This window comes from Microbacterium sp. (assembly GCF_044340635.1).
In the GTDB taxonomy this organism is placed as follows: Bacteria; Actinomycetota; Actinomycetes; order Actinomycetales; family Microbacteriaceae; genus Microbacterium.
In genome coordinates this window covers 42,371-54,914 of sequence record NZ_JBIITF010000005.1, presented here as the reverse complement: position 1 = coordinate 54,914, position 12,544 = coordinate 42,371, and the positions used below count along the sequence as shown (strand labels likewise).

Below are 12,544 nucleotides of genomic sequence, written 5' to 3'. Positions count from 1 at the left end.
GATTCTCGTCAGATCCGTTCGGGCGGAGGTAACGAATAGGTAAACACTAACCCGTCGGGACTGAGAATGCCATGTGTGAGCAGACTGCTCAACGAGTGAGCGCGGCCTCCAGCGATCCGAAGAATTCGGGACTTGCGGCGATCAAGAGGTCGCGGCTCGCGCGCGCTCCGGCGAGTCCACCCACCACTCCCCCGGCCTCGCTGACGAGGAGGGAACCGGCCGCCATGTCCCACGGCCACAGGCCCCACTCGTAGTACGCATCCAGTCTTCCGGCCGCCACGAAGGCGAGATCCAGCGAGGCCGCACCCATGCGCCGGATGTCGCGAGCAAGCGGCAGGACGCTACGCAGAACCTCGAACTGCTCGATGCGACGCTCCGGGTCGTAGCTCAGTCCGGTCGCGATGAGTGCACCCGAGGCATCCGGTTCGCCCAGGATCGCGAGTCTCCTCGAGTCCAGGTAGGCGCCCTCGCCGCGCGACGCCCGGAACAGTTCCCCGGTCGCCGGATTGTCGACGACGCCGGCGACCGCGGTCCACACGGCCGGGTCGGGCGGGCCTTCGACGACCGCGATCGATACGGCGTACGCGGGAATGCCGTACGCGTAGTTGACGGTTCCGTCGATCGGATCGACGACCCACGTGAGGCCGGACGACCCTTCTTTCGCTGCGGATTCCTCGCCGAGGAATCCGTCGTCCGGACGAGCCGCAGCTATGCGATCGCGGATCAGCTGCTCGACCTCGCGGTCGGCTTCGGTGACGATGTCGGCCAGCCCCGACTTGGTCGCGGCGATAGCCACGCCCTGGTCGCGCCGGGTGCGGGCGAGTTCGCCGGCTTCCCGCGCGACCTCGACGGCCAAGGACAAAAGCTGCGCGTCTGAATCCACACTCCTACGCTACCCATCGGTTCTCGACGCCGCGCGTCCTAGGGTGGGCGCATGACGCGCTCGACCGGCCCGCACGCCCTTCATGATGTTGTGATCGTGGGTGGGGGTCACAACGCGCTCGTCGCCGCGGCCTACCTCGCGCTGGCGGGTCGGAGCGTCCTGTTGCTCGAGCGCCTCGCCCATGTCGGCGGCGCCGCCGTCTCGGAACGACCTTGGCCGGGAGTCGACGCCCGCATCTCGCGCTACTCGTATCTCGTGAGCCTGCTCCCCGCCTCGATCGTGCGCGACCTCGGGCTCGACATCACCCTCCGACGCCGCCGCATCTCGTCGTACACACCCGACCCGAGCTCGCCCGAGCACGGTGTCCTGATCGATCACGGCGATGCAGCGGGTACCGCAGCATCGTTCGCGCGCACGACCGGCGACCGCGCCGAAGCAGCCCGCTACGCCGCGTTCTCAGCTCGGGTCGGTGCCGTCGCCCGCGCCGTCTTCCCCACGCTCACTCAGCCGCTTCCCGATGCGGGCGCTCTCCGTCGGGCCGTCGGCGACGACGAGCTCTGGCACGGGATCGTCGACCGCCCGCTCGGTGATGTCGTCCGCGAATCGGTGCGGTCGGACCTGACTCGCGGAATCGTGATGACGGACGGACTGATCGGCACCTTCGCGTCGTCGGATGATGCTTCCCTGCGTCAGAACCGCTGCTTTCTCTACCACGTGATCGGCGGCGGTACCGGCGACTGGGACGTCCCGGTCGGCGGCATGGGAAGCATGACGGACGCTCTGCGCGCCGCCGCCGTGCGGGCCGGTGCAACCATTCGCGTGAACGCGGAGGTCATCGCCGTGAGTCCTGACGGAGAGGTCACGCTGGCGGATGGCGAGCGTGTGGCCGCTCGACTCGTCCTGAGCGGTGTGGGACCCGCCGTTCTCGACCGGCTCGTCGGCTCGGCCGGGAGCGATTCGGCCGCAGCTTCCCGGGGCGTCGAGGGATCGCAGGTCAAAGTCAACATGTTGCTTGCCCGGCTGCCACGGCTGCGCGATGGCGCCGTGGATCCGGCGGCCGCGTTCGCGGGGACGTTCCATGTGAACGAGACGCTGACGCAGCTCGACTCCGCCCATGCGGAAGCCGAGGCCGGTCGGGTTCCCTCGCCGCTACCCGCTGAGATCTACTGCCACTCACTGACCGACCCATCGATTCTCGGCCCCGACCTGCGCGCCGAGGGTGCACAGACACTGACCTTGTTCGGTCTGCACGTACCGCATCGGCTCGTGACGGATCGGAACCCGGATGCCTCGCGCACCGCGTTGCTCGCGGCCGCTCAGACTTCGCTCGACAGCGTGCTCGCCGAGCCCATCGAGGACGTGATCTATCGTGCCCCGGACGGCACCCCCTGCGTCGAAGCACGGACGACGCTCGATCTGCAGGAGTCGCTCGGTATGGTTGCCGGCGACATCTTCCACGGCCCCCTGGCGTGGCCGTGGAATGACGATGATTCGGATGCCGAGAGCGGGGCGACACCCGGACCGGCCGAACGCTGGGGTGTGGCGACAGCACACCCACGCGTTCTGCTTTGTGGAGCAGGAGCGCGACGCGGGGGCGGGGTCAGCGGCGTGGGAGGCCAGAACGCGGCGATGGCTGCGCTCGAGATCCTCGACCGGTGACGCTCAGCGGGGCGGAGCCGTGGGAGGTGCGGGCGGCGCCGGCGGCATCGGGGGCGGAGTCGGAGTCGGAGTCGGAGTCGGCGCGATGCTCTGCTGCTGATAGGGCGCTTGCTGTGTCGGGTAGCCCGTGTAGTACGCGTTCCAGTCCGGCGAGCCGTCCGCAAGCGCGGGCAGGGGCGTGACGCCGTCGACATATGTCGGCCAGACGGGAGCCGGCACGGGCGGGGCGGGCGGCGCGAGACGTCGTGGGCCGTTCAGCGCCCTGACGAGCGGAACGAGAGCGGTACCGACGGCCGCCAGGATCGTGATCGCGACCACCACGCGCCAATAGAACTCCGAGAAGTCGATCGCACGAGCCAGCAGCATCGGCAGGATGAGCAGGACGGCGAGCACCGTGACGAGAACGACCGTCATCGGCACGACCGCCCGCGAGAATGCGCTCCGCGGCTCGCCCTGGGTTTTCGTGAACAACCGGATGTGCAGGATGGTAAGCCGAAGCACCAGGACGATCCCGACGAATTCGATGAAGCGGATGAACGGCGACGAGTCCCACGGCCATCCCCCGTCCATAGGTGCCCAGATCTTGATGGCTCCGGCGAGCAGCGCGAGGACCCACCCGATCATGCTCACGAGCACGTACCACTGCGGGCGGCGGGGCGCGACGCTCGCGTCGAGGAGCGCGGCACCGGCGAACCCGGCCAGCAGAACGATGGTCAGGAAAGCGCGACCGATCAGACCGTTCTGATCACCGATCAGCACCCAGATGACACACACGAGTGCGGCGGCGATGAGTGCACCGATCGCGATCCAGACGGCGAACTTCCAGTAGGGACTCCGGGCCTCTTCGGTCTCGGCGGGCGATGCGCCCTGCGGCTGCGACATAGTGGCTCTCTTCGATCACGGCTGACGGATGCGAACCCATCCTGGCAGGTCATTGCGCGCCGGCGAGGAGAAGAACCGGGGTCCTGGGGACGGCGCCGGGCTTGTGAGTCGCGGGGAGGAGTCGTGAGTCGCGGCGAGGGCCGGAGGAAAGAATTGGCCCCCTCGGGTGGCCCATTGGGGACTGGGCGACTCGAGGGGGCCCCGCTTCCTTCCCATCCGATTGCAGAACCGCTTGGGGAAACGGCCCGCCCAACGCTGGGGACGTCGGTTCGAACGCTTTAGAAGGAGCTACAAAGATCATAACCCCACGGCGCACGCAACGTATGTCCCCTTTTTGGGGGACAAATCATAGATTTATGTCCTCTTTCGGTGGACAGATCGTCGAAACACCGATGAGAGGAGCGATTGGAGAGAGAAAAAGTGTCGCGGGATCTCTTCAGATCGCTGCGATGGTCCAGCTTCCCGCGGCCTGGGAGGCGGGGTCAAGGTATATGAGAGAGTTCTCAGAATTGAAGGCGTCGGGCGGACAGGTCATCGGCTCGACGGCCAGTCCGATCCGGTCGGTCGCCCGCCCGGGAACATCCGCCGTGTGCACCTGCACCCAGGGGCAAACCTCGTCCCACACGAGGGATACGCCGGAACCCGTGGCATCCGTCAGTCGCACACGCGCCATCCCGTCGTCCCGCCGCAGTCCCGTGAAAGCGTGGTCGATACGCACATCATCGATGCGGCGCGCCTGGCGGAAGTCGAAACGACGGGGGTCGCTCGCGTCGACTTCTTCCGCGGCCGTGGGGATGAGCCGGTCTTCGGTCACGCCGAGGACGACATCGGCGGGCAGCTCGAGCGTCCAGTCGTCCACGCGTCCCGGGCCCGCAACCAGATACGGGTGGCCGCTGATGCCGAACGGGGCGACCGTGTCGGACATGTTCGTTCCCGTGACGGTCTGCTCGAGGCCGTCCGCGCTCAGACGGAAGGTCGACTCGATACATACCCGCCACGGATAGCCCGCCTGCGGCTCGATCTCTGCGGCGAGCGTGACATGGTCAGCGCCCTTGTCCACGGCCTCGAAATCGAGCCATGACACCAGCCCGTGCAGGGCGTGACCACGCTCCGGCTCCGTGAGGGGCAGAACGTGATCTACCCCACCGAAGCGATAACGACCGTCGACGATACGGTTGGGCCAGGGGGCAAGTGTCACACCGCGGTAGGCGGGCCGGACCTCGTCGGCGTCGAAGGGCACGATGAGATCGCGTTCACCCGCGGGCCCGCTGTGACGCAGAACCCGCAGGGACGCCCCGACGCTCGCGACGACCGCTTGGTAGTCACCCGATCGCAGCAGGTGCTGGGTTCCGGATGCGGGGCGTCGCTCTCGCGGAGTCACGGACGGAACCCTAGCGTGGCGTTCGCGTACCGTGCACGTATCTCGGGTCGGGTGTCGACGGGCACCACGATCTCGCCGGCCGCGGCCCAGTCGGGCCAGTCACCGGCGAGGACGGCCGCAGCCTGACGCGCAGCGCCGAGCGCGACGTACTCGCCCGGCGCCGGCACCACGATCGGCAGGTCGAACACCTGCGCGGCGATCCCCGACACCGACGGGTTTCGAGCCGCTCCGCCGATCAGCAGCAGGCGATGGAGCTCCACGCCCTGGTCGCGGATCGCGTCGAGCCCGGCGGCGAGCCCGCAGAGCATGCCCTCGATGGCGGCGCGCGCGACCGCGGGTCTCGTCGTACTGGCCAGGGTCAGGCCCGAGAGGGTTGCCGTGGCATCCGGCACGTTCGGCGTTCGCTCACCCTCGAAGTACGGCACGAGCACGGGGCTCGCGGGGCCGGGCTCCGCCTCGAGTGCGAGTCGGCCGAGCTCGTCATGATCGACGCCGAGCAGGCCCGCGAACGCGTCCAGCACGCGTGCCGCGTTGAGTGTGGCGACGAGCGGCAAGAACCGGCCGGTGGCGTCGGCGAAGCCGGCGACCGTGCCCGAGGCATCCGCGATCGGAGTCTCCGTGACCGCGAAAACCGTTCCCGATGTGCCGATCGAGATGACGCCGTCGCCACGCGTGGCACCGAGCCCCAGTGCCGCACCCGCGTTATCGCCCGCGCCGGGACCGAGGACAACGCCGCTCGGGGTCGTGCCGGCGCGCTCGAGCGCACCCAGCACACGCGGCAGCACCGCCGTGTGACCGAGCGCGCGTTCGAAGAGGTCGGGCTGATACCCGGCGGATCCCCAATAGGCGGTGCCACTCGCATCCGAGCGGTCCGTCACCAACTCGTCGAGGACCGGCCCGAGCGGCGAGCCCTCGGGTCCGTATCCCCGTAGGCGCCAGGTCAGCCAGTCGTGCGGCAGCGCCACCGCGGCGACACGCGCCGCGTTCTCGGGCTCGGCGCCCCGCAACCAGCGGAGCTTCGTCGCCGTGAACGACGCGACGGGCACGACGCCCGTGCGCTCGGCATACGCCTCGGCACCGACCTCGGCGATCAGGTCACGTGCCGCCGCGGCCGAACGCGTGTCGTTCCAGAGGAGAGCCGGACGGATGACCGCGCCCTGCGCATCCAGCACGACCATGCCGTGCTGCTGGCCCGCGATCGACACCGCAGCGACGTCGTCGAGGCCACCGGCGTCGGCGATCGCGGCCTGCAAGGCCTGCCACCACGCCTCGGGGTCGACCTCGGTGCCGACCGGATGCGTCGCACGGCCCGTGCGGACGATCCGGCCGGTCGCGGCATCCGCGATGACCACCTTGCAGGACTGAGTCGACGAATCGACGCCCGCGACCAGCGTCACTGACTGCCCTCAGCCGCGGGCGCCGAGCAGGTGCTCGGTCGCGAGCTGCTGCAGACGGACGAACCCGAAGCCCTTGCCGCCCAGGTACGCGTCGGTGTCGAACTCCTCGTAGGCGGAGCGGTCCGCCAGGAAGTCGTCGTACGACTCGCCCTCGTTGAGCGTCGGTACCGAGAGCTCGGGGACCTTCGATGCCTCGAGCGCCTCCTGCACCTCGGGGTCGGCGCGGAAGGCCGCCGCCCGCTCCTTGAGCAGCAGGTAGGTACGCATGTTGGCCGCGGCGGAGTCCCACACGCCGGTCTCGTCCTCGGTGCGGCTCGGCTTGTAGTCGAAGTGGCGCGGGCCGTCGTAGGCGGGCGTGCCACCGGGGCCGCCGTTCTCGAGCAGGTCGACCAGGGCGAAGGCGTTGTGCAGGTCACCGTGACCGAACACGAGGTCCTGGTCGTACTTGATGCCACGCTGGCCGTTGAGGTCGATGTGGAAGAGCTTGCCGTGGTAGAGCGCCTGGGCGATACCTGCGGCGAAGTTCAGACCGGCCATCTGCTCGTGGCCCGTCTCGGGGTTGAGACCCACCAGTTCCGGGCGCTCGAGCGAGTCGATGAAGGCCAGGGCGTGACCGAGCGTGGGCAGCAGGATGTCACCGCGCGGCTCGTTGGGCTTGGGCTCGATCGCGAAGCGGATGTCGTAACCCTTGTCGGTCACGTAGTCACCGAGCAGGTTGACGGCCTCGCGGTAGCGCTCGAGCGCCTGACGGATGTCCTTCGCGGCGTCGTACTCGGCGCCCTCGCGGCCGCCCCACATGACGAACGTCTTGGCGCCGAGCTCGGCACCCAGGTCCAGCTGACGGAAGACCTTGCGCAGCGCGAAGCGGCGCACGTCGCGGTCGTTCGAGGTGAAACCGCCGTCCTTGAATACCGGAGCGCTGAAGAGGTTGGTGGTGACCATCGGGACGACCAGGCCGGTGTCGGCGAGCGCGCCCTTGAGGCGATCGATCTGCTTCTGACGCTCGGCGTCGGACGAGCCGAACGCGAAGAGATCGTCGTCGTGGAACGTCAGGCCGTACGCGCCGAGCTCGGCAAGCTTCTCAACGGCATGCACCGTGTCGAGGGGCGGGCGCGTCGGTCCACCGAAGGGGTCGGAGCCGTTGTAGCCGACGGTCCAGAGGCCGAAGGAGAACTTGTCGGCGGGCGTGGGCGTGGGGGTGCTCATGGGTGATCCTGATCCTCGCTGAACGGAAATGTTGTTGAACACAACCTATAGCATTCCCCCGCGGTCGGCGACCCCATACGCTGGTGCGATGACCGACCGCGCGACAACGTTCGAAGCCGTGCGCCGGGCGAACCTCGCACGTCTGGTTCGGATTCTGCATCTGGTGGGTCCGCAGTCGCGCGCGCAGCTGACGGCGACGACCGGGCTCAACCGCTCGACGATCGCCGACCTGGTCGCCGAACTCGCCTCGATCGGCCTCGCGGAAGAGCTTCCGCCCGCTCCCTCGACGCGAGCCGGGCGTCCGTCCCCGGTCGTGGTGACACACCCCTCGGTCATGGCGATCGCGGCGAACCCCGAGGTCGACGCCCTCGCCCTCGCGGCGGTGCGCCTCGACGGCACCGTCGCGGCACGGCGACGCATCGAGGTCGACCATCTGCTCACCCCGGTCGAGACGGTCCGGCTGGTGGCCGAGACGATCGAGCTCTGGCGTGCGGACGAACTGCGGGGTGCGCGGCTCGTCGGCCTCGGCTTCGCCGTTCCCGGTCTCGTGCGCGACGCGGACGGGATGGTGCGAAACGCTCCGCACCTCGATTGGCACGATGTTCCGCTCCACGAGCTCGCGGCCGACGCGACGGGCCTACCGATCGTCGTGGGCAACGACGCCTCGCTCGGCGCGATCGCCGAGCACCTGTTCGGCGCGGGACGCGGTATCGACAACCTTGTCTACCTGAACGGCGGCGCGAGCGGCATCGGCGGCGGACTGATCGTTCACGGGATGCCCGTGGCCGGCGCCTCGGGTTATGCCGGGGAGTTCGGGCAGAACCGTCCCGGCATACCGTCGAGTGCGGACCGGCTCGCCGGGGACGGAGTGCTGGAGGACGAGGTCAGTCGGGCGCGACTGCTGGCCGTTGCGGGGCTGGTCGGCGCGGACGAGCCGACGCTCGCAGCGGCCCTGGCGGCGAGCGAGCTGCCCGATGCCCGCGAAGAGATCGCGCGGCAGCGGCGCATCCTGTCCACGGCGCTCGCGAACGTCGTCAACGTCCTCAACCCGCAGGTGATCGTGCTCGGCGGCTTTCTCGCGACCATCGCCGACGACAGCACCGGCGAGCTACTCGAGGATGTCCGAGCCCTGTCGATGCCTGCCGCCGCGGAGGACGTCCAGATCCGCTCCGCCGCGCTCGGCGAAGACCGCCTACTGGTCGGTGCGGCAGAGGCGGCCTTCGCGCGGTTGCTGGAGGATCCGGTGGGGACGCTTCAGAACCCCTGAGCCAGGCGGTAGTACGCCTGGTTCCAGCGCACCTCCTGCTGGAACCCGCGCAGCGTGGTCTCGTCGTCGATCACGAGCAGCTCGGTCTTGGCGATCTCGGCGAAGTCGCGGAACACCTCGATGCCGACGGCCGTGGTCATGACCGTGTGGTGCGCCGCACCCGCGGTCAGCCACGCGGCGGCGCTGGTGGCGAAGTCCGGCTGCGGCTTCCAGATCGCACGCCCGACGGGCAGGTTCGGAAGGTCCGGCGCCTCGACGTTCTCGACGACGTTCGCGACGAGCCGGAAGCGGTCGCGCATGTCGCTCATCGCGACGACGACAGCGGGCCCCGGGTCGGCCGTGAACACCAGACGGACCGGGTCTTCCTTGCCACCGATACCCAGCGGGTGGATCTCGAGCCGCGCCTTCTGCGACGACAGCGAGGGCGAGACCTCGAGCATGTGGGCTCCGAGGATGCGCTCGCTGCCCGGCACGAGATCGTAGGTGTAGTCCTCCATGAGGCTCGCGCCGCCGGGCAGGCCCGCACCCATGACGTTCGCGACACGCACGAGGATGGCGGTCTTCCAGTCGCCCTCGGGCCCGAAGCCGTAGCCCTCCGCCATGAGGCGCTGGACGGCGAGCCCCGGCAGCTGCTTCAGCGCACCCAGGTCTTCGAAGCTCGTCGTGAAGGCGCCGAAGCCGCCCTCCTCGAGGAACGAGCGCAGTCCGAGTTCGATCGCGGCACCGTCACGCAGCGACTGGTGGCGCTCTCCCCCGGCGCGCAGCTCGGGGACGACGTCGTACTCCTCTTGATACAGGGCGACGAGCGCGTCGATGTCGGATTCGGACGCAGCGGCCACCGCATCCGCCAGCTCGTTCACACCCCAGGTGTTGACCTGCACGCCGAACCGCAGCTCGGCCTCGGTCTTGTCGCCCTCGGTGACGGCGACGTAGCGCATGTTGTCACCGAAGCGTGCGAGCTTGAGGCTGCGCGAGGCGGCCCATCCCGCCGCCGCGCGCTGCCACGAGGCGATCTCGCCGCGCACGCGGGCATCGGAGGCGTGCCCGATCACGGTCTTGCGGGCGACGCCCAGGCGCGTCTGGATGTAGCCGAACTCGCGGTCGCCGTGCGCGGCCTGGTTGAGGTTCATGAAGTCGAAGTCGATGTCGGCCCACGGCAGCTCGACGTTCGCCTGTGTGTGCAGGTGCAGCAGCGGCTTCTGCAGGGCGTCGAGGCCTCCGATCCACATCTTCGCGGGGCTGAAGGTGTGCATCCACGCGATCAGGCCGATGACGTTGTCGGCGGCGTTGGCCTCGAGCGCGAGGCGACGGATGCTGTCGGCATCCTTCAGCACGGGCTTCCAGACGACCTTCACCGGGACGTGACCGTCGAGCTGGGCGACGACGCCCTGCGACTGGTCGGCGACCTGGCGGAGCGTCTCTTCGCCGTAGAGGTTCTGGCTGCCCGTGACGAACCAGACCTCGTAGGGCTCGAGCGAGGTGGAGAGAGGAGTGCGGGTCATGGATTTCTACTTTCGGTCAGGAGTCAGAGCGCTGCGACGGCGGCGTGCTCGATGGCGAGCCCGGCTTCGTAGCGCGTGAGGTAGGTGGCGTATCCGGCGAGGTCGTCGGGGTCGGGCGCGACGGTCTCGAAACCGGTCGTGGCGAATACTCGTTCGGCCAGGTATGCATCGAGGGCGAGGTCGTCGGCCGCATCGAGATAGGCGGCGAGAACCGCGATTCCCCAGGCACCACCCTCGGAAGCCGTGGCGGCGACAGCGACCGGCGCCTCGATGGCGGCGGCGAGAAGGCGCTGCGCGACCCTCGCCGTGCGGAACATGCCACCGTGCGCATACATGGTGTCGATGGCTACTCCTTCGCCATGCAGCACGCGCATTCCGAGGCTCAGAGTGCCGAAGACGGCGTAGAGCTGAGCACGAGCGAAGTTGCCGAGCGTAGGACGCGAGTCGGGCGTGCGGATGACAAGAGGCCGGCCCGCGTCGAGACCCGCGATCGGTTCACCCGCGAGGAAGTTGTAGGCGAGCAGACCGCCAGCGTCCGGCTCGGCCGCACGCGCCTCACGGAAGAGGACCTCGTAGACGGCGTCCGCCGCGAGGGGTGTCCCGGCTGCCTCGGCGAACCGGGCGAACATCCCGGCCCACGCGGCGAGCTCGCTCGCGCCGTTGTTGCAGTGCACCATCGCGACGGGGTCGCCGGCGGGCGTTGTGACGACGTCGAGCTCGTGGTGCACCTTCGCCAGGGGGCGCTCGAGCACGACCATCGCGAAGATGCTGGTGCCCGCGCTCACGTTTCCCGTGCGGGGCGAGACCGAGTTTGTCGCGACCATCCCCGTGCCGGCATCGCCCTCCGGCGGACAGAACCGGATGCCGGGCGTGAGCGTTCCGGACGGGTCGAGCAGAGCCGCACCCTCCGTCGTCAGCTCGCCGGCGTCGGCGCCGGCAGCGAGGACCTCGGGCAGAAGACCGAGGAGGGGTGCGGGCAGGCGCCCTTCCACCAACGAGTCATAGGCCGTGACCATCTCCGCGTCGTACATGCCGGTTGCCGGGTCGATGGGAAACATCCCTGACGCATCCCCGACACCGAGCACACGTCGACCGGTCAGACGCCAGTGCACGTACCCGGCGAGGGTCGTGACGAAGCGGATGTCGGGGACATGCTCTTCCGCGTCGAGAACCGCCTGGTGCAGGTGCGCGATCGACCACCGCAGCGGAATGTTCACACCGAAGACTTCCGTGAGCTCCGCGGCCGCGCGACCCGTCGACGTGTTGCGCCAGGTGCGGAACGGGACGAGGAGCTCGTCATCGGCGTCGAAAGCGAGGTAGCCGTGCATCATGGCCGAGACGCCGATGGCGCCGATGTTGGTGGGGCGGACACCATGGCGCTGCTCGGCATCCGTCTTCAGATTCGCGTAGGCGGCGGCAAGTCCCGCCCACACCTCGCCGAGCGCGTAGGTCCAGCGCCCACCCTCGAAGGTGTTCTCCCATTCGAAGCCGCCCACGGCGAGGACGTCGGCCGGGTTGTCGGCGTCAACGAGGCACGCCTTGATACGGGTCGAACCGAACTCGATCCCGAGGGCGGTGCGGCCGGAACGGATTGCGTCCGCGGCAGATGTTTCGGTCATCGACGATCGTCCTCGTTCTGTCCGTAGACGTTCTGGTAGCGGCCGTAGAGGGCGTCGATCTTGTCCTGCGGAATCGGGATCAACGGACCCGCCTCCCGGGCGATGTGGACCGTACGGGCCGCGTCCTCACACATCACCGCAGCCTTCACCGCATCCTTCGCCGACACCCCGATCGTGAACGGCCCATGATTCTGCATCAACACCGCACGAGACCGATGCCCCGTGAGAGTCTCCACAATCCCGCGGCCGATCGAGTCATCCCCGATCACCGCGAACGGACCCACCGGAATCGGACCCCCGAACTCATCCGCCATCCCCGTGATCACACACGGAATCTCTTCCCCCCGCGCCGCCCACGCCACCGCGTAGGTGGAGTGCGTGTGCACGACACCCCCGACATCCGGCATGTTCCGATACACATACGCGTGCGCCGCCGTATCACTCGACGGGGAACGATCACTCCCCGGAGTCCCAGCGATGACATTCCCGTCCAGGTCGCACAGAATCATGTTCTCCGGAGCGAGATCGTCATACGACACACCCGACGGCTTGATCACGAACAGATCAGCCCCGGGCACACGACCCGACACATTCCCACCCGTCCACACCACCAGGCCGTAACGCACCAACTCCGCATGCAGCGCGGCGACCTCGATTCGGGTGGCGGCGATCGCTGCCTCGACGGAATTCGGGGTTTCGGTCGTGCTCACGGGGGCTCCATCGGTCTCGCGGCGGTCGTCTCGGGTTC

10 protein-coding genes are annotated in these 12,544 nt (G+C 68.8%); 2 read left to right on the top strand and 8 right to left on the bottom strand.

The genetic code is table 11. The features are described 5' to 3' along the window. Positions 1-88: 88 nt before the first annotated feature. Positions 89-883: an inositol monophosphatase family protein gene (locus ACIQ0W_RS06305; protein ID WP_396641943.1), complete on the bottom strand. Its 795-nt coding sequence runs from the start codon at positions 881-883 to the stop codon at positions 89-91. A gap of 51 nt (positions 884-934) precedes the next feature. On the opposite strand from ACIQ0W_RS06305, the gene ACIQ0W_RS06300 reads away from it, so the two are divergent. Further along, complete coding sequence (locus tag ACIQ0W_RS06300; RefSeq protein WP_396641942.1) at positions 935-2,542, top strand: phytoene desaturase family protein; 1,608 nt, start codon at positions 935-937, stop codon at positions 2,540-2,542. Positions 2,543-2,545: 3 nt separating this feature from the next. Here ACIQ0W_RS06300 and ACIQ0W_RS06295 read toward each other — a convergent pair whose 3' ends face one another. The 4 genes from ACIQ0W_RS06295 to xylA form a co-directional block, all read right to left on the bottom strand. Beyond that, positions 2,546-3,424 carry a hypothetical protein gene (locus ACIQ0W_RS06295; RefSeq protein ID WP_396641941.1) on the bottom strand — a complete coding sequence of 293 codons (879 nt, stop codon included), beginning with the start codon at positions 3,422-3,424 and terminating at the stop codon, positions 2,546-2,548. Between the two features lie 436 nt (positions 3,425-3,860). After that, positions 3,861-4,805, bottom strand: a complete 945-nt coding sequence (locus ACIQ0W_RS06290; RefSeq protein ID WP_304688583.1) for an aldose 1-epimerase family protein — start codon at positions 4,803-4,805, stop codon at positions 3,861-3,863. Further along, positions 4,802-6,202, bottom strand: a complete 1,401-nt coding sequence (locus ACIQ0W_RS06285; protein WP_396641940.1) for a xylulokinase — start codon at positions 6,200-6,202, stop codon at positions 4,802-4,804. Before ACIQ0W_RS06285 ends, ACIQ0W_RS06290 begins: the two co-directional genes overlap by 4 nt. Before the next feature lie 9 nt (positions 6,203-6,211). Then, a complete protein-coding gene (gene xylA / locus ACIQ0W_RS06280; protein WP_396641939.1) occupies positions 6,212-7,408 on the bottom strand; it encodes a xylose isomerase in 1,197 nt (398 codons plus the stop codon). 88 nt (positions 7,409-7,496) lie between these two features. Here xylA and ACIQ0W_RS06275 point away from each other — a divergent pair, with 88 nt between their 5' ends. Continuing rightward, positions 7,497-8,675, top strand: coding sequence for an ROK family protein (locus ACIQ0W_RS06275; RefSeq protein WP_396641938.1), 1,179 nt, complete (start codon positions 7,497-7,499; stop codon positions 8,673-8,675). Here ACIQ0W_RS06275 and araA read toward each other — a convergent pair. From araA to ACIQ0W_RS06260, 3 genes are read right to left on the bottom strand one after another with little or no spacing between them, the layout of a single operon-like run. After that, positions 8,663-10,177 (bottom strand): L-arabinose isomerase, encoded by a 1,515-nt coding sequence (gene araA, locus ACIQ0W_RS06270; protein ID WP_396641937.1) that lies wholly within the window; start codon positions 10,175-10,177, stop codon positions 8,663-8,665. The genes ACIQ0W_RS06275 and araA overlap by 13 nt on opposite strands. Positions 10,178-10,200: 23 nt before the next feature. Continuing rightward, on the bottom strand, positions 10,201-11,796 hold the full coding sequence (locus tag ACIQ0W_RS06265; protein WP_396641936.1) for a xylulokinase: 1,596 nt from the start codon (positions 11,794-11,796) through the stop codon (positions 10,201-10,203). Beyond that, positions 11,793-12,506 (bottom strand): L-ribulose-5-phosphate 4-epimerase, encoded by a 714-nt coding sequence (locus tag ACIQ0W_RS06260; protein WP_396641935.1) that lies wholly within the window; start codon positions 12,504-12,506, stop codon positions 11,793-11,795. Before ACIQ0W_RS06260 ends, ACIQ0W_RS06265 begins: the two co-directional genes overlap by 4 nt. Between the last annotated feature and the right edge of the window lie 38 nt (positions 12,507-12,544).